Origin of the sequence: Streptococcus oralis, from assembly GCF_026782285.1 — a bacterium.
Lineage (GTDB): Bacteria > Bacillota > Bacilli > Lactobacillales > Streptococcaceae > Streptococcus > Streptococcus oralis_CG.
Window position 1 is genome coordinate 159666 of record NZ_JAKUWG010000002.1, and the last position, 24569, is coordinate 184234.

General features: G+C 44.0%; 19 protein-coding genes. 4 read left to right on the forward strand and 15 right to left on the reverse strand.

Annotation, left to right across the window (positions count from 1 at the left end):
* Positions 1 to 58: 58 nt before the first annotated feature.
* A complete protein-coding gene (locus MK403_RS01880; RefSeq protein WP_268708788.1) occupies positions 59 to 2692 on the reverse strand; it encodes a DEAD/DEAH box helicase family protein in 2634 nt (877 codons plus the stop codon).
* Positions 2693 to 2827: 135 nt separating this feature from the next.
* Between MK403_RS01880 and MK403_RS01885 the strand changes: the two genes are divergently transcribed.
* Positions 2828 to 3445 (forward strand): TVP38/TMEM64 family protein, encoded by a 618-nt coding sequence (locus tag MK403_RS01885; RefSeq protein ID WP_065371614.1) that lies wholly within the window; start codon positions 2828 to 2830, stop codon positions 3443 to 3445.
* Between the two features lie 282 nt (positions 3446 to 3727).
* On the opposite strand, the gene scrK is transcribed toward MK403_RS01885, so the two are convergent.
* Positions 3728 to 4615 (reverse strand): fructokinase ScrK, encoded by an 888-nt coding sequence (gene scrK / locus MK403_RS01890; protein WP_000164279.1) that lies wholly within the window; start codon positions 4613 to 4615, stop codon positions 3728 to 3730.
* Between the two features lie 158 nt (positions 4616 to 4773).
* Positions 4774 to 6660 (reverse strand): sucrose-specific PTS transporter subunit IIBC, encoded by a 1887-nt coding sequence (locus tag MK403_RS01895; RefSeq protein WP_268708789.1) that lies wholly within the window; start codon positions 6658 to 6660, stop codon positions 4774 to 4776.
* A 378-nt stretch (positions 6661 to 7038) separates the two neighbouring features.
* On the opposite strand from MK403_RS01895, the gene MK403_RS01900 reads away from it, so the two are divergent.
* Both MK403_RS01900 and MK403_RS01905 read left to right on the forward strand, forming a co-directional pair.
* A complete protein-coding gene (locus tag MK403_RS01900; protein WP_000455279.1) occupies positions 7039 to 8493 on the forward strand; it encodes a sucrose-6-phosphate hydrolase in 1455 nt (484 codons plus the stop codon).
* Positions 8474 to 9439 (forward strand): LacI family DNA-binding transcriptional regulator, encoded by a 966-nt coding sequence (locus tag MK403_RS01905; RefSeq protein ID WP_125394755.1) that lies wholly within the window; start codon positions 8474 to 8476, stop codon positions 9437 to 9439. Before MK403_RS01900 ends, MK403_RS01905 begins: the two co-directional genes overlap by 20 nt.
* Before the next feature lie 140 nt (positions 9440 to 9579).
* Here MK403_RS01905 and MK403_RS01910 read toward each other — a convergent pair whose 3' ends face one another.
* From MK403_RS01910 to gmk, 11 genes are all read right to left on the reverse strand, one after another.
* The gene (locus MK403_RS01910) at positions 9580 to 10854 is read right to left on the reverse strand and encodes a hydroxymethylglutaryl-CoA reductase, degradative (RefSeq protein WP_268708790.1); all 1275 of its coding nucleotides are present in this window, start codon (positions 10852 to 10854) and stop codon (positions 9580 to 9582) included.
* The gene (locus MK403_RS01915) at positions 10854 to 12026 is read right to left on the reverse strand and encodes a hydroxymethylglutaryl-CoA synthase (RefSeq protein WP_268708843.1); all 1173 of its coding nucleotides are present in this window, start codon (positions 12024 to 12026) and stop codon (positions 10854 to 10856) included. Before MK403_RS01915 ends, MK403_RS01910 begins: the two co-directional genes overlap by 1 nt.
* A 118-nt stretch (positions 12027 to 12144) precedes the next feature.
* Positions 12145 to 12600 carry a threonine/serine exporter family protein gene (locus MK403_RS01920; protein ID WP_000176902.1) on the reverse strand — a complete coding sequence of 152 codons (456 nt, stop codon included), beginning with the start codon at positions 12598 to 12600 and terminating at the stop codon, positions 12145 to 12147.
* A 1-nt stretch (position 12601) separates the two neighbouring features.
* The gene (locus tag MK403_RS01925; protein WP_000344526.1) at positions 12602 to 13360 is read right to left on the reverse strand and encodes a threonine/serine exporter family protein; all 759 of its coding nucleotides are present in this window, start codon (positions 13358 to 13360) and stop codon (positions 12602 to 12604) included.
* An 87-nt stretch (positions 13361 to 13447) separates the two neighbouring features.
* Complete coding sequence (gene pknB, locus MK403_RS01930; RefSeq protein WP_268708791.1) at positions 13448 to 15331, reverse strand: Stk1 family PASTA domain-containing Ser/Thr kinase; 1884 nt, start codon at positions 15329 to 15331, stop codon at positions 13448 to 13450.
* A complete protein-coding gene (locus tag MK403_RS01935; protein WP_084946411.1) occupies positions 15328 to 16068 on the reverse strand; it encodes a Stp1/IreP family PP2C-type Ser/Thr phosphatase in 741 nt (246 codons plus the stop codon). The genes pknB and MK403_RS01935 overlap by 4 nt, the downstream gene beginning before the upstream one ends.
* Positions 16069 to 16083: 15 nt before the next feature.
* Entirely contained in the window at positions 16084 to 17397 is a 1314-nt protein-coding gene (gene rsmB, locus MK403_RS01940) for a 16S rRNA (cytosine(967)-C(5))-methyltransferase RsmB (RefSeq protein WP_268708792.1), read from the reverse strand.
* Positions 17390 to 18325, reverse strand: a complete 936-nt coding sequence (gene fmt, locus MK403_RS01945; RefSeq protein ID WP_268708793.1) for a methionyl-tRNA formyltransferase — start codon at positions 18323 to 18325, stop codon at positions 17390 to 17392. Before fmt ends, rsmB begins: the two co-directional genes overlap by 8 nt.
* Positions 18326 to 18337: 12 nt before the next feature.
* On the reverse strand, positions 18338 to 20734 hold the full coding sequence (locus MK403_RS01950) for a primosomal protein N' (RefSeq protein ID WP_268708794.1): 2397 nt from the start codon (positions 20732 to 20734) through the stop codon (positions 18338 to 18340).
* Between the two features lie 65 nt (positions 20735 to 20799).
* A complete protein-coding gene (gene rpoZ / locus MK403_RS01955) occupies positions 20800 to 21114 on the reverse strand; it encodes a DNA-directed RNA polymerase subunit omega (RefSeq protein ID WP_002875802.1) in 315 nt (104 codons plus the stop codon).
* 24 nt (positions 21115 to 21138) lie between these two features.
* Positions 21139 to 21765 carry a guanylate kinase gene (gmk, locus tag MK403_RS01960; RefSeq protein WP_000775041.1) on the reverse strand — a complete coding sequence of 209 codons (627 nt, stop codon included), beginning with the start codon at positions 21763 to 21765 and terminating at the stop codon, positions 21139 to 21141.
* Between the two features lie 239 nt (positions 21766 to 22004).
* Here gmk and MK403_RS01965 point away from each other — a divergent pair, with 239 nt between their 5' ends.
* Positions 22005 to 22832, forward strand: a complete 828-nt coding sequence (locus MK403_RS01965) for a DUF4839 domain-containing protein (protein ID WP_268708795.1) — start codon at positions 22005 to 22007, stop codon at positions 22830 to 22832.
* Between the two features lie 67 nt (positions 22833 to 22899).
* Here the strand turns inward: MK403_RS01965 and MK403_RS01970 are convergent, their stop codons facing one another.
* The gene (locus MK403_RS01970; RefSeq protein WP_049501134.1) at positions 22900 to 24513 is read right to left on the reverse strand and encodes a ribonuclease Y; all 1614 of its coding nucleotides are present in this window, start codon (positions 24511 to 24513) and stop codon (positions 22900 to 22902) included.
* Positions 24514 to 24569: the final 56 nt, after the last annotated feature.

A 24569-nucleotide genomic window follows, 5' to 3' on the forward strand; every position in this document is an offset into this window, starting at 1 on the left:
TAAAAATTTATTTTCTCTATTATTATATCATGTTTCAGATGGATTTTCCCATACTCCCCTACTCCAACCGGCTTTTAACCTTCTTCTTAGTCAAGATACGGTCGTTTTTGTTAGAGAGAGCTTGGATACGAGCTTCTAGAAGGATTTTCCGTCCGGCCTCTGTTCGTGTGTAGACGAGGTGATAGCGTCCGATAGTAGGCATCAGAAAGTTTAGGAATTTCTGTGCTTCTTCCTTGCGCTTGTCAAAAAGACTTGGCACGACATAGTAAGGTGACTGACCTTGCCGGACTTTCTCTGCCTTCAAGAGATAGCGCTGGTTGTCCACTGGAGCAAAGAACTCTCCCACAGTCTGAGCAAACAACTCCTTGTCCCTCATGCTTCCTCCCTTGAGATAGGCAAAGACCATGTAATTTTCCTTATTCTCCTCTACCTGAACACGGGATTGATCATCCGTTAGATGCCCCGAATCTAGCAGAGCCTTTCGGATCTGCTCACCCAGAGACTGCAAGCGTTTATAGGGACTCTTATAGCGGAGGAAGCGCCAAGATGCAAAGACCAAAAAGAGGAGACATGCTGTCGTAAGCCACCAAACACCGATCAATCTCAGTCTAAATAGCAAGACCAACAAATCCACTGCCAACAAGAGCAATGACATGCGAACCCATTTTAAGGCATCAAGCAAGAGCATTACTGGGATCTTCTGTTTTTGAGTTGCGACTTCTGTAACTATCTCGAACTGATCCGCTACGACAAGAGCATCCTGCCATTTTTGTCTCAAGCCTGCTCGATCCTTGGAGAGACTCTTAACTCGCTCATTATACTCACTAATTTGCTTTTTCTTAAAAGGGGGCTTTGGAAAATCCAAACGATCCAAACCGGTCTCAATACTCTCCTGATTATAGGCCAGCCCAAGAAAATGCTCCATCCGTCGCGACAAGGTTTGCAGATCCTGATTGCTCTCTGGTCTTGGCTCCTCACCAGGAAGAGTGATGAGCGCTTGCGCTTGAACGGCTACCAGATGCCAGATGTTACTGGTCTTTTCTGGATGTCCCGGCCAGATACGAATGGCACGCCCCCGCATCTGGTTACTCAGCATAAAGCTCCCCACAAAGCTTCCGAGGATTAAAGAATTGACACAAGGGGCATCCCAACCCTCTCCGAGGAGAGATTTGGTTCCAACTAGGACTTGGATCCGACCGCGTTGGAAAAGTTCCGTCACCGCCGCTACAATACCCTTAGCCGTACTAGGGAATCCCACCTGCACATAGTCCTCTTGGTCTAACTGACCAATAGACGAAAAACTAAGATGAACCTGAGGCAAGAGTTCCTTCAACTCTGTTGCCACATTGGTGGGAAGAATAACGACACTCCCTGACAAGACAGCCAAAGATACCGGTATCTCATGCTCCTGAGCTTTCCGACGAATGCTTTCAAAATAAGGGAGAACCCCCAACTGAGAAATGGTTGCCTGATTATCTCCCAGATAGGTGGCAAAATCCTTGCGAATATAATCCGCCAAGACGAGTTGTCGCAAATCTTGTCCCATACTTTTATACTCAGTCAGAAAAATATCTGCAATACCAGACAATTTCCCCAAAGACTGATTTAAAATCTTGTCCCTAAACTTGGACTTGACTAGAGAAACCTGTCGCTGTTCGATCAACCCCCGTGCTTTTAACTCCGATTCTAACTTTTCCCTAAATCCATTTGAATCCTCGTACCAATCTGGAGTTTGATAGAGAACGCTCTGCAACAACAGCTCGAGCCAGTAGGAGTTCACCTGAGGCAGACGTTTCGCCCCCAAAAGATTCTCTAAAGAGTCAGGAATGATCAAGCCTTGAGAATGCATATAAATCAACATAGCAGACAAGTACTTGGGATCTTCTAAGAGCAAATCAGATGAAATGTCTCCTTTGAGTACCTTTGAACCTGACACTAGAGCTTGAAAGTCAGGATTGACCAAAAGCTGGTGGATATACTCCCACTTTCTATCTTCAAACTGCCTGAGGTGTTCCGACTCTTCAGCTGTTGGTGAACAGATATAAACAAAATCCTGATGAGGACAGAGGGTGTCTTCCTTGACTAGTTCAGGTACCGTGATTTCTTGGTCAATTTCCCCACACATTCGGATATAGCGTTCCCAGAGTTCAGGTTCGCTGTCATAAGGTGGTGTCGCTGTCAGGGAGATAACTTGCAACTGTCCATACTGCTTGCGAAAGGTTTCCAGACTTTTCCACCATTCATTGCGCAGGTGGTGGCATTCGTCCAAGCAAAGAGTAGCAACTTTCTGAGCTCTTAGACTTGCAAGCAAATCAAACCCCACAAAATCCTCTGCTTCTCCATCTTCTTGTGATTGCAATTGGTTCATAGCGCTATGAAAAGCCTGATAGGTCACAATCGTTAATGCCTTCATCTCCTTTAAGTTTTGGGAAACGAGATCTGAAATCTTCTGTTCGTTCTCTAAAAAGGCTGTTTGGATCCTGTCCACCCATTGTTCACGAATGGTGACAGTTGGAACCAAGACAAGGGCTGGGTTGCCAAAACGAGCGATCAGCTCGATACCAATGGTGGTCTTTCCAGACCCTGGTGCCGCCACTAGGTGAACATGGTCATCTGTTTGATAGTTCTGAAAACGATCTAAGACTTCCTTTTGGTACTTTCTCCATCTTCCTTTAAATTTTAAATCTAACATTTCTTTCACCATTATATCTCTTGACTTACTCCTTTAATTGTACCACACTTATATAAAAAGCAAGATAAGGAATCAAATTAGTCTTTATAAGAAAAATATGGTATAGTAGAACCATACTATCTATAAGGAGTTTCTATGTCACAGCATAAGCAAATGAAAGCTGTTTCTCCCCTTCTACAGCAAGTCATCAATATTTCGTCTATCGTCGGGGGAGTCGGCACCTTGATTTTCTGTATTTGGGCCTATCAGGCGGGTGTTTTACAGTCCAAGGAAACCCTATCGGCCTTTATCCAGCAAGCTGGGGTTTGGGGGCCGCCACTCTTTATCTTTTTACAGATCCTACAAACCGTCGTTCCGATCATTCCGGGAGCTTTGACCTCAGTGGCTGGGGTCTTTATTTACGGCCACATCATCGGAACTATCTATAACTATATCGGCATCGTGATTGGCTGTGCCATTATCTTTTACCTCGTGCGCCTCTACGGAGCTGCCTTTGTCCAGTCCGTCGTCAGCAAGCGCACCTATGACAAGTACATCGGTTGGCTAGATAAGGGCAATCGTTTCGAGCGTTTCTTTATCTTTATGATGATCTGGCCAGTTAGCCCAGCTGACTTTCTCTGTATGCTGGCTGCCCTTACCAAGATGACCTTCAAACGCTATATGATTATCATCGTGTTGACCAAGCCCTTTACCCTAGTGGTTTATACTTATGGTTTGACCTATATTATTGATTTCTTCTGGCAGATGTTTTGAGCATAGATAGACTCTAGCTTGATACTAAATATACTTTGGTATGGAAATCATGCCTATTTTTCGATAGTGAATAGAGGACTTACCTAGCCTTTCCGCCGTGATAAAAACACCTGAAACCATTAGATTTCAGGCGTTCGGAAACTTTGAGACATCAGGCTCAAAGTTTCGGTATGGAATTTCGAAGAAAGTCGCTACCGTCCGTAATCACTTAAGGAAAGGCTCAAAAAAATTGTCTTCAAAGAAAACATCCGTTTGGTTGCCCAAGCGGATGTTTTCTTTGTTTTATTTTGCGACACTCTTAGCGAGGACAAAGTTTCCAAGTGTGGCAGAACCATTTCCAGCAACTGCAGGTGTCACGATGTAGTCACGTACGTCTGGTACTGGTAGGTAGCCGTTGAGGAGAGCTGTGAATTTCTCACGCACACGATCCAGCATGTGTTGTTGGGCCATGACTCCACCACCAAAGACGATCACGTCTGGACGGAAAGTTACAGTAGCATTGACCGCAGCTTGAGCGATATAGTAGGCTTGAACGTCCCAGACAGAACTGTTGAGTTCAATGTTTTCACCACGAATACCTGTACGGGCTTCGAGACTTGGACCGGCCGCAAAGCCTTCCAAACAGCCCTTGTGGAAAGGGCAAACACCGTTAAATTCTTTTTCTACATCCATTGGGTGTTTAGCCACATAGTAGTGACCCATCTCAGGGTGACCGACACCACCGATAAACTCACCACGTTGGATAACACCTGCACCAATCCCTGTACCGATCGTGTAGTAAACCAAGTTTTCGATACGACCGCCAGCATTGTTACGAGCAACCACTTCACCATAGGCAGAGCTATTTACGTCTGTGGTGAAATACATGGGTACATTTAGGGCTCGACGAAGGGCACCAAGTAGGTCTACATTTGCCCAGTGAGGTTTTGGAGTCGTTGTGATAAAGCCATAGGTTTTTGAGTTTTTATCGATATCGATAGGACCGAAGGAACCAATGGCAAGGCCTGCAAGATTATCGAATTTTGAAAAGAACTCGATGGTTTTATCGATCGTTTCGATAGGAGTTGTTGTAGGAAATTGTGTTTTTTCTACAATGTTAAAATTTTCATCTCCGACAGCACAGACAAACTTTGTACCGCCCGCTTCTAAGCTTCCATATAATTTTGTCATGATAAACCTCTTATCTTTGTTTTCTCTATTATAGCACATTTTAAAGAGCTAGATTTCTCAATATTTTAGATTTTCCTCTGTAAATCTTACCATCCAAGTAAAAACGAACAAACATAATATTTGTTCGTTTTGTTTTTAGATTTGATTTTCGAAAAGGACTAGGCTTTCACTTCGATGATAGCGTCACCCTTGACAACTGAACCGCTTGCGACTGGTGTCACAGAAGCGTAGTCTGCTGTGTTGGTTACGATGACCATTGTTGTGTCGTCAAGACCTGCTGCAGCGATTTTATTTGAGTCAAAGGTTCCGAGAACGTCACCAGCTTTGACCTTGTCGCCTTGAGCAACTTTTTGTTCAAAGCCTTCACCGTTCATAGTCACCGTATCGATACCAACGTGGATCAAGATCTCAGCTCCATTTGCTGTCTTCAAACCATAAGCATGTCCTGTAGCAAAGGCGATTGATACTTCTGCATCAGCTGGTGCGTAAACCACGCCTTGGCTTGGTTTCACTGCGATTCCTTGTCCCATTGCACCACTTGAAAAGACAGGATCATTAACATTTTCAAGAGCAACTACGTCCCCAACGATTGGAGTTTGGATTGTTTCATTTTGAGGAGCTACTGGAAGGTCTCCAGTTGTTTCTTCTTGGACCAAACGTTCTGTCGCAACTTCAGTAGCAACCTCTTCTTCGTCCTCGTAACCAAACATGTAAGTAAGGGCGAAACCAAGAACGAATGATACAGCTACCATAAGAAGGTATTGAAGCAATTGACCATTACCAACGTACAACATTGTACCAGGGATGATGGTGATACCATTACCAGTACCAGCAAGTCCAAGGATAGAAGCCAATCCACCACCGATAGCACCAGCGATCAATGAAAGGAAGAATGGTTTACGGAAGCGCAAGTTTACCCCGAAGATAGCAGGCTCTGTAATACCGAGGAAGGCAGAAAGAGCAGCTGGGAAAGCAAGTGTTTTCAGTTTAGGATTCTTCGTTTTAACACCAACCGCAACAGTTGCAGCCCCTTGAGCTGTCATCGCTGCTGTGATGATAGCGTTGAATGGGTTCACATGGTCAGCAGCAAGCAATTGCACTTCAAGCAAATTGAAGATGTGGTGTACACCTGATACGACGATCAATTGGTGAACCCCACCGATGACCAAACCACCAAGACCAAATGGCAAGCCAAGAATTGCTTTTGTTCCGAAGAGGATGTAGTTTTCAACAACGTGGAAGACTGGTCCGATGACAAAGAGTCCAAGAATAGACATAACCAAAAGTGTCACGAACGGTGTCACCAAGAGATCCAATACATCTGGAACCACTTTGCGGAGAGCTTTTTCAAACTTGGCTCCGACCACCCCGATAATGAAGGCTGGAAGAACGGAACCTTGCAAACCAACAACAGGAATGAAGCCAAAGAAGTTCATAGCTGTTACTTCACCACCTGATGCTACTGCCCAAGCGTTTGGAAGTGAACCAGAAACCAGCATCATACCAAGGACGATACCAACAGCTGGATTTCCACCAAATACGCGGAAGGTTGACCATACAACCAAACCTGGCAAGATGATGAAGGCTGTATCTGTGAGGATTTGGCTGTAAATGGTAACATCTTCTGGAAGTGTCATTCCAAGAGCATTCAAGAGACCACGAACACCCATGAAGAGACCAGTTGCTACGATAACTGGGATGATTGGCACGAAAACGTCACCGAAAGTACGGATAGCACGTTGGAACCAATTTCCTTGTTTAGCAGCTTCTGCTTTCATGTCTTCTTTAGAAGATGTTGGCAAACCAAGCGCAACGACTTCGTCGTACATCTTGTTTACTGTACCAGTACCAAAGATAATTTGGTATTGACCTGAGTTAAAGAAAGCTCCTTGAACTTTATCCAAGTTCTCAATCACTTCCTTATTGATTTTCCCTTCATCTTTGACCATGACACGTAGACGGGTCGCACAGTGGGCAACACTGTTGACATTTTCACGTCCGCCAAGGGCTTCGATGACCTTTTTTGCAATATCCTGATTGTTCATTTGCAAAAATCTCCTTATAAAATTTTGTTCTTGTTTGAAAGCGATTTTATTCGCCCTACGACTATTATTTTATCATGTTTCTAAAATATGTCAAGCGTTTTGCAGAAAATTTTATTCCCTTTCTTTTTTCTCTGATTATTTCTGCGCGTTTTTGAGGATATTTTCTTTTTCCTCAAAAAAATATCTTTATATTAGAGGATTCAAAGCTTTTTATTTACATTTTCTTTCATTTTTTCGTGAAAATTTGCCAGATTTCCTTTACTTGATTTCTGGCAATCGTTTGACATATTTTTCTCTTTTTTAACATAAAAGACTTGCTTTTTTTACCGAAAACGTTTACTATTAATAATAGAATAGAACTTATGGAGGAAAGATAAAATGGAATGGACAACCGAGCTCCGCTATAGACGCTATGAAGACTGGTCTAATGATGAAATCAAGCAAATCAAGGAAAAGATGGCACGATCTCCTTGGCATACTCGTTACCATGTCGAGCCTAAAATGGGGCTTCTCAATGATCCAAATGGCTTTTCTTATTTTGATGGCAAATGGATTCTCTTTTACCAGAACTTCCCCTTTGGTGCAGCCCATGGGTTGAAGTCTTGGGTGCAGCTTGAAAGCGATGATCTGGTGCACTTTACAGAAACTGGAGTCAAAGTTTTGCCAGATACTCCATTAGATAGCCACGGTGCCTACTCTGGTTCTGCCATGCAGTTTGGCGATCAGTTGTTCCTATTTTATACTGGAAATGTCCGTGATGAAAATTGGATCCGTCACCCTTACCAGGTTGGTGCCCTGATGGATAAGAATGGCAAGATTACAAAGATTGACAAGATCTTGATTGACCAGCCAGCAGACTCTACTGATCACTTCCGCGATCCGCAAATTTTTAACTTCAAGGGGCAATATTATGCTATCGTCGGTGGACAGGACTTGGAGAAAAAAGGCTTCGTCCATCTCTACAAGGCTGTGGACAATGATTATACAAACTGGCAAGCAGTTGACGACCTTGACTTTGCTAACGACCGCACTGCCTACATGATGGAATGTCCAAATCTAGTCTTTGTAGGGGAGCAACCTGTCCTTCTCTACTGTCCACAAGGATTGGATAAGAGTGTTCTAGACTATGATAATATTTATCCAAACATGTACAAAATCGGGGCTTCCTTTGATCCTGAAAATGCTAAAATGGTAGACGTGTCTCCATTGCAAAATCTAGACTATGGTTTTGAAGCCTATGCAACTCAAGCCTTCAACGCTCCAGATGGACGTGCATTGGCAGTAAGTTGGCTTGGGTTACCAGATATTTCCTACCCATCTGACCGTTTTGACCACCAAGGAACCTTCTCATTGGTCAAAGAACTCACTATCAAAGATGGGAAACTCTACCAATATCCGGTCTCAGCCGTCAAAGAACTTCGTTCCTCTGAAGAAGCCTTCTCAAATCGTACTCAAACCAATAACACCTATGAACTGGAGCTCAACTTGGAGGCCAATAGCCAAAGCGAGATTGTCTTACTAGCCGATAAAGAAGGCAAGGGGCTTTCAATCAACTTTGACCTTGTCAATGGACAGGTGACAGTGGATCGTAGTCAGGCTGGTGAGCAGTACGCCCAAGAATTTGGTACAACTCGCTCTTGCCCTATCGATAACCAAGCTACTACTGCCACTATCTTCATCGACAAGTCAGTCTTTGAAATTTTCATCAATAAAGGAGAAAAAGTATTTTCTGGCCGTGTCTTCCCACATGCGGATCAAAATGGTATCCTCATCAAGTCTGGAAATCCAACTGGAACTTACTATGAATTAGATTATGGTCGCAAAACTAACTGATGTCGCAAAACTTGCAGGCGTCAGCCCCACTACCGTCTCACGGGTCATCAATAAAAAGGGGTATCTATCTGAGAAAACCATTCAAAAAGTCAATGAGGCCATGCGAGAATTGGGCTATAAACCCAACAATCTGGCTCGTAGTCTTCAAGGGAAATCGGCTAAGTTGATTGGACTTATTTTTCCAAACATCAGTCATGTCTTTTATGCGGAGTTGATTGACAAGTTGGAACACCAGCTCTTCAAAAATGGCTACAAGACCATCATCTGTAACAGCGAACACGACTCGGAAAAAGAACGGGAGTACATTGAAATGCTGGAGGCCAACCAGGTAGACGGTATCATTTCTGGAAGTCACAACTTGGGAATCGAAGACTACAATCGTGTGACGGCACCGATTATTTCCTTTGACCGAAATCTATCACCTGACATCCCTGTCGTCTCCTCTGATAACTACGGTGGCGGGGTTCTCGCAGCCCAAACTCTGGTTAAGACAGGAGCTCAGTCTATCATCATGATTACAGGAAATGACAACTCTAACTCACCAACTGGACTGCGCCATGCTGGATTTGCCTCTGTTCTCCCGAAAGCGCCTATTATCAATGTTTCGAGTGACTTTTCTCCCGTCCGAAAAGAAATGGAAATCAAGAATATCTTGACCCATCAGAAACCAGATGCGATTTTTGCTTCGGATGATTTGACAGCTATCCTAGTGATCAAAATCGCTCAGGAACTAGGTATCTCTGTTCCTGATGAGCTCAGGGTCATCGGCTATGATGGGACTTATTTTATCGAGAACTACTATCCTCATTTGACAACGATTAAGCAACCTATGAAAGAGATTGCCCAACTCACTGTCGATCTCCTCTTACAGAAGATTGAAGGTAAAGAGGTCGCGACAACTGGTTATTTCTTACCAGTTACATTATTACCAGGAAAAAGTATTTAATACTCTTCGAAAATCTCTTCAAACCACGTCAGCGTCGCCTTACCGTACTCAAGTACAGCTTACGGCTAGCTTCCTAGTTTGCTTTTTGATTTTCATTGACTATAAACACAAGAAAACTCAGACCAATTCGTCTGAGTTTTTTATGATCTTAAGTTTTCTAGATAGCGCTGGGCTGTCTCTAAGTTAAAGGTTTTATCTGCGATGAGGCGCTCAACGAGGGGAGCAACTTCAGACTCACTAGCACCAGCTAGGAGAGCTAAGGATTTGGCCTGTAGTTTCATGTGGCCTTGCTGGATGCCCGTACTGACCAAGGCTTTGAGGGCCGCAAAGTTTTGGGCAAGACCGATGGACACGATAATCTGAGCTAATTCCTTGGCTGAAGGATTTCCTAGTAGTTCATGACTGAGGGCTACACGAGGATTGAGACCGATAGAGCCACCTTTTGTAGCTACCGGCATGGGCAGTGTCATCTCACCGACCAATTCTTCTCTTTCCATGTCCAGCGTCCATTGACTGAGACCTTGATAGCGTCCATCTCGACTGGCAAAGGCATGAGCCCCAGCTTCGATAGCACGCCAGTCATTACCCGTGGCGATTAAAATGGCATCGATACCATTAAAAATCCCTTTATTGTGAGTAGCTGCTCGGTAAGGATCAGCCTGCGCAAACTGGCTAGCCAAGGCTATTTTCTCCGCAATTTCTCGTCCTTGATCCCTTTGAGGGCTCAAGTAGCGAAAGGCGATACGACAGCTTGCAGTCACCAGAGAATCGGTCGCGTAGTTGGACAGGATACCCATGAGACTCTGTCCCTGACTGAGTTCTTCTAAGACTGGCTTCAAGGCTTCCAGCATGGTGTTGAGCATATTGGCTCCCATGGCTTCCTGAGTATCGACATGAAGATAGACAACGAGAAAGTCTGTTTCTCCTTTGATCTGCTCTACATGCAAATCACGCGCCCCACCACCACGTTTGACGATAGAAGGATAGGCTTGGTTGGCAAGTTCCAAGAGCTCCGCTTTCTTGCTGGCAATCTTCTCTTGCGCTTGTTCAGGTTCAGCAACTTGATAAAGGGCTACCTGACCAATCATCTGGCGCTCATGTACTTGAGCAGTAAAGCCACCTGCTCGCTTGATGATTTTACTGGCATAACTAGCCGCAGCAACCACTGAGGGCTCTTCTGTCACATAAGGAACTGTGTAGTCCTGACCGTTCACCAAAAGTTCTGGAACGATAGAATAAGGCAGAGAAAAAGTTCCCACCACATTCTCACTCAGCTGGTCTGCAACTGCCAAGCTGACTTGTTCATCCTGCTCTAGACTCCTTTGCTTTTCAGGACTAAGGAGCGCCTGAGCTCGCAACAACTCAAGGCGCTCATGGTATGATTTTTTAGAAAATCCATTCCAACTTATCTTCATTATTTTTCAACCTTGCTATAACGGCGTTGGTGGTCGACAATTTCAACCAAGGCATAGTCTTGATGTTCATAGCCTGCAAATTGGGCTGAACCAGATTCATCTAACTGCAATTCTTCGAAGAAGACTTTTTCATAGTCTGCAACGGATAGGGCTGTACGTTGCTTGAGTTTGCTCAAGCGCTCTTTGTCGAGATAGGCCTCATAACCTTCGACCAATTCACCACTAAAGAACTCTGAAACAGCTCCACTTCCGTAACTGTAGAGGGCAATTTTATCGCCAGCCTTCAGATTCTCTGCATTTTCCAAAAGGGAGAGGAGGCCGAGGAAGAGGGAACCTGTATAGATATTCCCAATCATCTGACTGTAGAGAATTGATTTGTCAAAGTTTTCTTGCAAACTATCCTGTTTTTCCTGAGATAGAGTCTTGTCCATCATCTTGCGCAAGCCTTTTAGGGCCAGCTTCGGATAAGGCAAGTGGAAACAGATGGCCGCAAAGTCACCCATGGTCCAATCGTAGCGCTTCTTGTATTCGTTCCAAGTCGTTGTCAAGCAATCAAGATACTGTTGAGTCGAGTACATGCCGTTTACATAAGGAGTGCTTGAATAGTTCGGACGCCAGAAATCCATGATGTCGCGCGTTTGGGCAACGTTATCATTGTTAAAGGCCATGATGCGTGGATTTTGGGTGATCAACATCGCCACACTTCCAGCACCCTGAGTAGGCTCACCAGGAGTTCCCACACCATACTTGGCAATATCACTAGCAATGACCAAAACCTTAGACTCTGGAGAATTTTCCACATGCAATTTAGCATAATGAAGGGCAGCTGTTGCTCCATAGCAAGCTTCTTTGATTTCAAAGCTACGGGCAAAAGGCTGAATGCCTAATAGGCCATGAACAAAGACTGCCGCTGCCTTACTCTGGTCAATCCCTGACTCGGTCGCCACGATGACCATATCGATTTCTTCTTTTTCTTTGTCTGTTATAATAGAGTTGCTTGCACTAGCAGCCAAGGTGACAATGTCCTCAGTCAGTGGCGCAATACTAATTTCATTTAACAAGAGTCCCTTGCTAAATTTTTCGGGATCAACTCCCCTTGCTTCTGCTAAGTCTTGTAATTTCAAGACGAATTGACTGGTCGAAAAACCAATCTTATCAATACCGATTGTCATATTTACCTCTGTTTTTTCATTCATTGTAAAAAATCGTTTCATTCTATTTTATCACAAATAGGAGCAAAAGAGAGAAAAAAGACTTGATTCAACAAATCAAGTCTTTGCTTTGACAGCATTAGGAAGAGATTCCTCGCTGTTTTCGGATGTAGTAATAAAGCTTTAAAATCACCGTTCCACTTGCCATTCCAATAGAAATAACAAGGGCTAACATAACCACCAAAGTCGCGCTGGCAATAGCATGGCTGTAATCGCCTGTCACAAAGAAAGCTGTCGTTCGATAGGATAAATAACCAGGCACCAAGGGGGCAAGAATGGCCAAGACAAAAACCACCGCTGGTGTCTTATAGACAATACTTAAAATCTGGCTGATGCAAGAGCCAATTACTGCTGCAATAAAGGTCGCAATAATAACATTGGTTGGTTCTTTGAGCACGAGATAGAGGAGCCAAACGCCCATTCCCAAAATACCACCAGGTAGGAGCATGGAGCGTTGAACATTCAGTACGATTAGAAAGGTGATAATGGCGAGTAAACTCGCCACTGCTTGGAGCAAAATACTTGTTAGAGTCATCTTATGTCATCAAAACCAGGGCGACAGAGGTGCCAGCCCCTAAAGCGAGGGTAATGAGCAAGGATTCAAACATCTTGCTCATACCAGAGTTGATATGGTTGGTCATGATATCCCGTACCGCATTTGTCAGAGCAATCCCTGGAACAAAGGGCATGACCGCTCCTGCTATGATCAGGTCTGCAGTCGAAGGAAATCCAGTATAGCGAGCCCAAAACTGGGCAATCAAGCCAAAAACAAAGGCACCTGCAAAAGCTGTTACAAAAGGAATTCGGATAAACTTCTCGACATAGAGAGAGAAAGCAAAACCAAACAAGGTCGCAACGCCTGCTCCAAAAGCATCATAGACATTGCCGCCAAACATAATCGAGAAGAAAGGAGCGCTGAGGGTTGCTGCTACAGTCACTTGGAGCTTGCTATAAGGAAGAGCTTGATTTCTGATTTCCTTCAGCTTTTTAAAAGCTGTAGAAAGATCAATCTGGCCACCCACAAGTTCTCGTGATACTTGGTTGACATCACAGACTTTTTCGATGTTATAGGAGGATGACGTCACCCGTTTCATCCGAGAAATATTGGTGTTTTCAATCGAAAAGAAAATAGCCGCGGGCATGGCAAGAACATTGCAATCCACTATTCCCTGTGAATGGGCAATGCGAATCATGGTGTCCTCAACCCGATGAATCTCCGAACCACTTTTCAAGAGAATGGTTCCAGCTAGCATAATCACATCAATGACAGCATTTAACTCTTTTGATTCGTCCATTTTCTACTCCTATTTTCTACTCCCTTTATTCTATCACAAAAGTTCATGAAAAAAAATCTTTGTCATGATTTCATGACAAAGATTGGGTTAATTTCGTTCATTGCTTGACGTTCTACTGCCATCTGAAGAATCCGTTGTAGGGTTGCTACCTTGATTGTTACTCTGTGAAGGCGTCGTGTCTGTTCCTGGATTTCCGTGTTGAGACGAACTTGATGAAGAAGGAAGTGGTTTTGGTTTATAAATAGAAATCTTAACACGTGTTTTATTGAGATCTACCTTTTCTCCAGGTTTAGGGTCCTGACTAACAACTGTTCCTGCAGTAGTTCCTTCAGGAGCAGTTGATACTTCCACAACTTCGATATTAGCCTCTTTTACACCAACAATCTGAGTCAAATTGTTCTTAGTAAATTCGAGACTTGAACCAATGTAACTTGGCATCGAAACGCTGGTTACCTTCTTAGCAACTGTTAAGGTAATCGTGCTGGCTTTCGTGAGATCGTAAGTGCTTCCTGCAGCTGGGATCTGCCTAATGACTGTTCCTGGATCGCTTTCGCTAGATTCCTCTTCCTCGATCTTGATAAGATTTTCTGGAACCTTTTTCTCTTTGAGCTCTGCGATAACATCCGAGGACTTACGTCCTACATAGTTACTTAGTTGGAAGGATTGCTTACCTGATGAAACGATTAGATTTACTTTACTTCCTTCTTTTCGACCGCTTCCAGCTTCTGGATCTGTTCGAATGACGCGACCTTCGGCTACTGTGTCGCTGGCCTCGGTCTTTTCTTCACCTACTTCAAAATTAGCTTTCTTCAGTGTTTCTTTAGCTTCAGCAACTGTCTGTCCCGATACATCTGGAATAGCAATAGTCGCTGGAGTTCGGGAGAAGATCCAAATCAAAGAGGCTGCAACTAGCAAGGCACTGGCCAGTAAAATCATATAGCGAGCTTTAAACTTCCGTTTTTTCGCTGGTTTTGGTACTGGTGCTTCATCTACCACCTGCTGAGTCTGCTGTTTTGATTGAGGTCGCTCTAACTGTGGCTTAGCCTTCGGAATAGAGGTTAGAGTGCTTTGCGGAACTTTAGGCAAGGTCTTGGTATCAACCTTGCTTGCCTCATCAAAGACTAGCTTTGGTTCTCTCCTACGATTGTGAGACAAACAACTTGACAAGTCCACATACATTTCTGATACAGACTGATAGCGATCTGTCAATTTCTTGGCCGTTGCCTTGATAACGACATTTTCCAAAGCTTGTGGCACTGCTGGATTCTCAGCAATAACAGATGGAAGTGGTTTTTGGAAATGCTGGAGGGCAATAGTCACTGCACTATCCCCATCATAAGGGATATGTCCAGTCAACATCTCATAGAAAATAATCCCCATAGCATAGATGTCACTCTGCACAGTTGCCTTGGAACCACGGGCCTGCTCAGGTGAGAGATAGTGGACTGAACCGAGCATGGAGTTAGTCTGTGTCAGACTGGTCTCTGCAAAAGCCACGGCAATCCCAAAGTCTGTAACTTTGGCAGTTCCATCTGGTGTCAATAGGATATTTTGAGGTTTCAAATCTCGGTGGATAATCCCTCTCGTATGCGCCAGACGCATCGCCAAGAGAATCTGTCCCATAATACGGACGGCTTCTTCGTTTGAGAGAGGAGAGTGTTCTTTAATATAACGTTTGAGGTCAAGCCCTGCCACATACTCCATAGCTAGATACTGCTGACCGTCTTCCTCACCGATATCTGTTATTCGAACGATATGGGGATGATCCAGATCCGCCATGGCTCTCGCTTCACGTTGAAAACGTGCCACAGCAATCGGATCTGTCTGATAGTTAGTCCTCAGGACCTTAACCGCCACTTCTTCCCCGTCTAGGATCAAATCCTTGGCCAAGTAAACATCCGCCATGCCTCCTCGACCAATCTGTTTGATAATCCGATATCGTCCGGCAAAAATCTTGCCGATCTGGATCATTCTACTTCCTCCTCATTCATGTGAACAAGGGCAACCGTGATATTGTCTAAACCACCTGCATTGTTGGCAAAACGAATCAAAGTTGCCGCCTTGTCTGCCAAGGAAATATCACTTGTTACAATATCGTAGATATCGCTTCCTGAGATCATATTGGTCAAGCCGTCACTGTTGAGCAAGAGGTAGTCTCCTGACTCTAGGCTAACCATGCCAAAATCTGGTTGAATTTCATCTTTTTGCCCAATGGATTGGGTAATGATATTTTTCTGCGGATGAATTTCTGCCTCCTCTGGAGTTAGCTGGCCAGCCTTTAGCAGAGCATTAACCAAAGAATGATCACTTGTGAGCTGGCGATAATCTTCACCACGGATCAAACCGATACGAGAATCACCAATATGGGCATAAATAGCTTGATTTCCAATAATGGCTACTGCTTCAAGTGTTGTTCCCATCCCCTTATAGGCTTCGTCTTTCCCCATCTGATGAATTTTTTGATTTTCAAGTTCCAGATAGTGGGCAAACCATTCACGGACCTCATTGACGGTGTCGATTTGGGTATCAACCCAAGCCACGCCCAGGTCTGTTACCGCCATCTCACTAGCGATATTTCCTGCACGGTGTCCTCCCATCCCATCAGCCAAGAGGATCATGGTGCGCCCTGCTCGATTGACAAAGTGATTGACATAGTCTTGGTTATTTGTTCGTTTCTGACCAACATCTGTTAATAATGCTATTTCCATTGTGTCAGTTCCTTCCTAATCAGATATCTTGCGGAATTGGCTGATAAAGAATCCATCACTTCCGTACAATTCAGGAGTAATTAAGATACAGCCGTCTTTCAAAATATCCTTGCATTCGTGTTCTAGTTTAACCTGCTCAAACTCGGGATGACTTTCTAAAAATGCCTCAACGACGTGAAAGTTTTCCTCTGAGACGATAGTGCAGGTACTATACGTTATTATACCACCTTTTCGTAGCGTTTGACAAACACTACCTAATATTTCCAGCTGAATTTGCTGTAAGGATGTGAAATCTGCTGTTTCTTTATTGTATTTGATATCTGGTTTGCGACGCAAGAGGCCAATCCCAGAACAAGGAGCATCTACTAAAATCTTGTCAAACGAGTCCTTCCCAAAAAACTCATGTACTTTTCTGGCATCCAATTTTTGCGTTTGAACCCGATCTGCCACACCCAGACGCTGGGCGTTTTCTTGGATCAAGTCCAACTTGTGATCATAAAGGTCCAAAGCCGTCACCTTACCCGATGTGAGGTAAGAGGCCATATGAACTGTTTTTCCGCCAGGAGCGGCACAGGCATCCAGGACCTGTTCATCACCTTGTAGATCAAGGGTCGGAGCAACCAGTTGACTGGACTCGTCTTGGATAGTTATAGCCCCTTCTGCGAACAAATCATTACTCGCAAAGTGGCCTTGCTCCTTGACCAGACCAGTGGCTGCCAAAGGGGAATCAGTCGTCTCTAACAAAGCTTTGATTTCCTCTTTTCGACTCAAGTCGGTCACCCGGATACTAGCCTTGTTGCGCACCAAGAGACTTTCAAAGATGGCTTGTGCTCGCTCTTCACCGTATTCTTCTTTGAGCTTAGATACTAGCCAAACTGGGAGAGAATAGGCAATGGAATCACGCTTGTTTTTGCGTTTGATACTATCAATGTCTGGCCAGCCTTCTCGCAAAATACGACGAAGGACGGCATTGACCAATTTTTCACTGCCTTTTTTACGGGCTTTGGCTAGTTCCACCGCTTCATTGACCACTGCGTGATTGGGAATCTTATCCAGATACCGAAGTTGGTAGGCGCTCAGAAGGAGCAGGATATAGAGCCAGTTATCCAGCTTATCCCGGTCTTCGATAAAGTGGGACAGGTACCATTCTAGAGTCAGTTTTCGGGCTACCGTTCCGTAGACAATCTCTGTCACCAACCCCTTGTCTGGGGCAGAGAATTGACTCCCCTTGAGGTATTTGTTTAAAGCAATATTGGAGTATGCTTGGTTAACCAAAACATCCTCTAGCACTGCTAGAGCTAGACTTCTAGCCGTTTCTACTTTAGTCACCAAATCGCTCTCCTACAGTCAATGTCCGTCCCACTCCGTTGAGGAAGGAAGCGATGTCCATCTTAGGTTTCCCAGCTGGCTGCACTTGCTTGAGAGATAGAGCACCTTCTGCCGTAGCGACGATCAATTCTTTCTTGCCAATTGAGAGGATCTCGCCTGGATCTCCCTGACCTTCTACAGGTAGGGCTTCATAGATCTTAAAGCGGTCTCCCTTGAGAAAAGTATGGGCAACAGGCCATGGATTCATCCCTCGGATTTGGTTAAAGAGTTGGCGGTTAGTCTTATTCCAGTCCAACTTTTCTTCCTCTGGCTTGATATTTGGCGAGAAAGTGACCTGACTTGGGTCCTGAGGCACAGGTTTGATCTCCCCAGCAATATAGTCAGGAAGGGTGTCCAAAAGCAAGTCACGACCAACAATCGCTAATTTTTCAAACAAGGTGCCGACATTGTCCTCATCTGTAATAGGAATACTACGGCGGGAAATCATATCTCCTGCATCCATTTCTTTAACCATTTCCATAATGGTCACACCAGCTTCCTCATCCCCTTGAATCAGGGCATAATGAATGGGAGCTCCACCACGGTGTTTTGGAAGAAGGGAAGCGTGAACATTGACTGCAAAGTCCATGCTATCAAGAAGTTTGCTTGGGAGAAACTGCCCAAAAGCAGCAGTGATAATCCCATCAGCTCCTAGCTTCATAATGGCTTCCATCTCTGGACTCCCAGATAATTTTTCAGGCTGGTAGATAGGAAGGCCTGCTTCTTTTGCAGCCTGCTTAACTGGGGTTTCTTGGATGACTTTTTTACGGCCGACAGCGCGGTCTGGCTGAGTCACAACAGCTAGAATCTCGTAACGGTCATCTGATAACAACCCCTTCAAAACTGTCGCTGAAAATTCAGGTGTCCCCATAAAGATTAGTTTTGTCATTTCTTCTCCTTCTTATAAAAATTGCTGCGGTTCGTGATCAATACTGAGACGAAGCTCGCTATTTTCCCTTTCTTGAGTTAAGGCCAGAACCTGATTTAGAGTCGGTCCCAGCTCATCTTCTAAACGGTATTTAATCAAAATCTGGTAATGATAAAGGTTGTGGGTACGGGCAATGGGTTTTGGTGTCGGTCCAAGGATTTTACTAGTTTCCGATAAACCTGAGCGCAAAATCCCCATGACTTCATAGGCACGTTTGACAACCTCTTCTTCTTTCTTGTGAGAGAGGGTAATCCCAATCGTAAAATAATAAGGCGGGTAGCCGAGTTGGCGCCTGATACTCATTTCATAAGCGTAAAAGCCATCGTAGTCCTGATCTTTGGCAAAACGAATGGCATAATGCTCAGGATTGTAAGACTGGATCAAGACCTGCCCAGCCTTTTCTGCACGACCTGCACGGCCTGCCACCTGAGTTAAGAGCTGGAAGGTTCTCTCAGAAGAACGGAAATCTGGCAGATTCAAGGCCGTATCCGCATTGAGCACTCCGACTAGGGTCACATTTGGAAAATCCAAGCCCTTGGCAATCATCTGAGTTCCCAGCAAGATATCTGCTTCACCTCGACCAAACTGGTCCAGTAAGGCTTGGTGACTGCCTTTCTTACGGGTCGTATCCACATCCATCCGTAGAATGCGTGCCTGAGGAAAGAGCTCTGCTAGCTCATCATAGGCTTTCTGAGTCCCCGTCCCGTAGTAACGAATACTGCGACTCTGACAGTTTGGACAGACATGAGGAATCCCCTTCGAAAAACCACAATAATGGCAATTCATGGTCTTGGTATCCATGTGCAGGGTTAGAGAAATGTCACAGTTGGGACAACTATCCACCGTCCCACACTCCCGACACATGACAAAGCTAGAATAACCCCGGCGGTTGAGCATGAGGACTACCTGTTCTTTTTTGTCCAGACGGTCTTGGATGGCTTCTAGCAAAGGAGGGGTAAAGTTTGATGTCTCATTTTGTCCGATATAGTCCCGAAAGTCAATCACTTGAACCTCAGGAATAGTGGCTAAAGGATTGGCCCGTTGGGTTAGCCGCAAGTGTTGATAGACACCTTTTCCAGCCCGCGCACGGCTTTCCAGACTTGGTGTCGCTGAACCAAGGACCAGGGCTGCTTGATTGTACTGGGCCCGTAGAATGGCGACCTCTCTAGCATGATAACGGGGATTGCTGTCTTGTTTGTAGCTAGCTTCATGCTCTTCATCGATAATTATGACGCCTAGACTTTTCAAAGGTGCAAAGATGGCTGATCTAGCGCCAATAACAACTTGGGCATCGCCGCGCTCAACCTTGCGCCATTCATCGTACTTTTCACCACTGGACAGGCCTGAGTGAAGAATGGCCACTTTCTCGCCGAAACGAGCAATGAAACGCTCTGTCATCTGCGGCGTCAGAGAAATCTCAGGTACCAGCAAAATGGCCGTCTTGCCCTTGTCCAAGGCTCCTTGGATGATCTGTAAGTAAACCTCAGTTTTCCCACTTCCTGTAATTCCTTGGAGGAGGAAAGGAGGCTGTTGACTGCCAATAGCACTGACAACCGCATCACGTGCCTGTCTTTGTTCAGGATTCAATTCCAAAGGTTGGCTGACTTCAATGCCTTCAAAATAAACAGCTGAGCGTTGCACTTCCTTTTGGACTATGGACACAGCACCTTGTTCCACAAAGAAGTTGACTTGCTCCCGCGAATAAGACTCTAACAAGCTAGCCAGAGGAGCACTTTCAGGATGAGACAGCAAATAGTCTCTCAGCTCTGCCTTTTTCTTAGCACGGGTAGAAATCTCAGTCTGCTCTAGTCGATTAGCATCAACCTCATACCAAGACTGGGTCTTGACCTTCTTTTGATCGACTGCCTGGTATTCTAAACGGAGTAGCCCTTTTCTAGTCAAACGCATCATTTCTGCCTGTTTGGCAAAGTCTAGAGAAGAAAAGGCTAGCGAAGCTTCTGAACCAAACAAACGCTCTTTGTCTGCCTGACTCAGACCTTCCAGAGGATAGAGAATCTTATCATAACTAGAGTTTAAAAATCCCGGCAACATGGCTTTTAGAATGGAGATTTTGTAAGAAAAGACGGACTTGCGTAGCTCCTCAGCCAGCCATAGTTGCTCTTGAGTGAGAACCGGGGAAAAATCCAGCACCTCTGCAATCTCCTTCAAGTCCTGATTGGCAGCTTCTTCATCCGACTGGGACTCCAAGCCTAACACGATTCCTTGGATCAAACGATTGCCTTTGCCGAAGGGTACATGAACCCGCATACCGACTTCCAGCATCTCTACAAATTCCTCAGGGACCTTGTAGCTGTATGGCTGGTCCGTCTGCATCAGGGGAACATCCACGATAATCTTTGCGATAGCCATCTTCTCACCTCCTTCTTGTCAGCAAATTCTTGCAATAGAAAAAATAAGATTGAGTCCCCCCAACCTTAAATTTTTTCACCATCTTCTTTTTCTTTAGCGATTTGCTCTTTGATTTTCTTTTCTTCTTCTTCTCTGCGGCGTTTTTCTTCTTCGATACGGAGACGAACCGCTTCACGTTTTCCTTCTGGATCTGGGTGAATGGTTACATTTCCTGACTCGATTTCTTCCAAAGCGCGAAGAGTTGATTTTTCAGACTTAAACTCTTGAGTTGCTGGCGCGCCTGCTTCTAGTTCGTGGGCGCGTTTTGCTTCCAAGATTACGAGTGAATATTTTGATGGTACCTTGTCTAGCAAGGTATCAATAGAGGGTTTTAACATCATTTGCTTGTACCTGTTTCCTATAGTTTATCGAGTAGTTGGAGATTTTGGCAACATTTCCTGGTAGTGACCAATGACACGGTCCACACGGAAGTGTTCTGCTTCGATCACGCGCTTGACACGCTCAGCAGCGAGGGGCACCTGATCGTTGACAATAGCATAATCATACTCACGCATGAGAGCAATTTCTTCCTTGGCTTTTTCGATTCGTTGGGCAATCACTTCAGCGCTATCTGTTCCACGACCTACCAAACGATCTTGCAATTCATCCAAGTCTGGTGGTGTTAGAAAGATAAAGACAGCATCTGGAACCTTTTTCTTAACCTGAAGAGCTCCTTGGACTTCAATCTCAAGAAAGACATCGATTCCCTTGTCCAGAGTTTCATTGACATAGGTCAAAGGAGTTCCATAGTAGTTACCGACATATTCTGCATATTCCAACATCTGACCTTGACGTATCAGTTCTTCAAACTCTTCACGAGTACGGAAGAAATAGTCCACTCCGTCCACTTCACCAGGACGTTGCGCACGCGTCGTCATCGATACAGAGTATTGAAATTGATTCTCAGAACTCTCAAAAATCTCTCTTCTAACCGTTCCTTTCCCAACTCCTGAAGGACCAGAAAAAACGATTAGCAAGCCTCGGTCTGCCATTATGTCTCCTTTAGTTAGTCTGTGAAATAAAGTAAAATTTCTCTCGGATACTGATGATAGCGTCAGTTATCCTTCTACAGTCTTTCTATCTAGTGTAACAAAAAAGCAGTAATTTTTCAACTGCTCTTTCTTATTTATTTAGCATAAAGTAGCATTAAAAAAAGGAATAACATATAAAAAGACTTGCTATTTTATTCTATTTAAGAGATAATTATAATAATATTAAAAAGGAGATTTTTATGGGAGTTTATAAAGGAAAATCTGTTGATGAGGCAATCGAAAATGGTTTATTAGATTTAAACCTCAAAAAAGAAGATGTTCATATACACGTTCTTGAAAAAGGCCAAGCTGGAATCTTTGGTTTTTTTGAAAAAGAAGCTGAGGTAGAAATAACACCTTTAACTGAGAAGGAACTCAAATTAAAGAAATTGGCTCCGTATTTGAGTGCTGGAGGTTTTGTTATTTTAATTTTATTTTTTATCTTAATTGGAGTAAGCCAAAATAACAAATCTAATTCGTCTACTTCTTTGTCTTCGTCTACAAATCCTAGTTCGGTTACAGAAAAATCTACTGAAAAAACTACTAAACCTTCATCTACCTCTAAAGAATCCTCAACAAGTTCAAGTAGCCAATCTAGTTCAACTAGTTCATCATCAAACTCTGTTGAAACTTCGTCAACTAGCCCCTCACAATCTTCAACAATTACCATCGAAAACAACTCCGAATTTCAAACGCTACTACAAACAGAGGAGCAAAATATAATAACAGATTTTGTACAAAAATATAAAGGTAAAACGATTGAATTTGATGGAAATTTTGCTGATTTAGCAAAGGTGAAGTCAAAGTATGATATCCTTATTCATTCTGGAGATTATCATCCTGATGAAGCAACTGGACCTAATTTTAAATTTATTGAAATTAACCTTATTTCTAACCCTGTTTTCAAACCATTCAATGGTGAAAATATCAGAAAAGGACAAAATGTTCATATAAAGGCCAAAGTTGGAGGTTATAATGCCACACAAGATTTAATTTACTTATCTCCAATTGAGGTCTCGCCTAGATAAATGGTTAATATCTCTTGTTTAGTAATAATAAAAAAATGAAATCAGATTTTTATCTGATTTCATTTTTTTATTTAGCATAATCTACTGCACGAAGTTCACGGATCACGGTTACCTTGATATTTCCTGGGTAATCGAGATTGTTTTCAATTTTCTCACGAACTTTGTGAGCCAAGATTGTGACTTTGTCGTCCTTGATTTGTCCTGGATTAACCATGATACGGATTTCACGTCCTGCTTGAAGGGCAAAGCTATTTTGCACTCCTTCAAAGCCATTGGCGATTTCTTCCAAATCATGGAGACGCTTGATATAGCTTTCAAGAGACTCGCTACGAGCACCTGGACGCGCTGCACTCAAGGCATCTGCTGCAGCAACGATCACTGCAATGACGCTTTCGGCTTCGACATCGCCGTGGTGGCTAGCAATGGTATTCACCACAACTGGGTGTTCCTTGTACTTACGAGCCAACTCTGTACCAATCTCAACGTGGCTACCTTCAACCTCGCGGTCAATAGCTTTCCCGATGTCGTGAAGGAAGCCAGCACGACGGGCAAGAGCTGCATTTTCACCAAGTTCACTGGCGATGATACCAGATAACTTAGCAACCTCAATCGAATGACGCAAGACATTTTGTCCATATGAAGTACGGAACTGCAAACGTCCCATGATCTTCATCAAGTCTGGATGGAGGTTTGGCGCACCAATCTCATAGGCAGCAGCCTCACCATATTCACGGATTTTATTGTCAATCTCTTGACGGTTTTTCTCCACCAACTCCTCGATACGAGCTGGGTGGATACGGCCATCCTTGAGCAACATTTCCATGGTCATACGAGCAATTTCACGACGAATCGGATCAAATCCTGATAAGGTTACCACTTCTGGCGTGTCGTCAATGATGACATCGACCCCTGTCAAACTTTCAAAGGTACGAATGTTTCGACCTTCACGACCGATAATGCGTCCCTTCATGGTATCGTCTGGTAGGTGAACTGTAGAGTTTGTTGACTCCGCTACATACTCACCAGCGATACGCTGCATAGCTTGAACCAAGATGTCTTTAGCGATCTTGTCTGAACGTTCCTTGACTTCTTGCTCAGCCTCACGAATACGGCTAGCAATTTCCTTGCTCAAGTTTTCCTCTGTCTGAGCCAAGATAATATCTCGAGCCTCAGTTTGGGAAAGGGAGCCGATACGTTCAAGTTCAGCTTCTTTTTGTCTTTCGACTTCCTCTAATTGCTCTTCACGTGCATCAAGGTTTTTTGCTCTATCAGAAATACTTTGTTCTTTTTGTTCAAGTGTTTTTTCTTTGTTCGTCAAATTGTCGTCCTTACGGTCAAGGCTCGTAGCTCTCTCCGTCAAACGACTTTCAATTTGCTTGAGCTCCTGACGTTCTGACTTAAATTCAGCGTCCACTTCTTCACGGTATTTTCTGGCTTCCTCTTTGGCCTCCAATAGTGCTTCTTTTTTAAGAGACTTGCTTTCGCTCTTGGCTTCATTTAGCAATAAATCCGCTTCGCGCTCAGCTTGTCCTCGTAAATTAGTTGCTTCTTGTTCAGCATTTAGAAGCATCAACTCTGCAGCCTCTTGAGATGATTTCATCTTAGCTGAGATGCTGACATATCCAATGACTAAACCAATGATGACGGCAAAAACAGCAATCGCAAGTGTCATGATTTCCATGTTTTTACCTCATTAAATTTGTTTATCGAATGACATACATTCCTTAATATTCTATC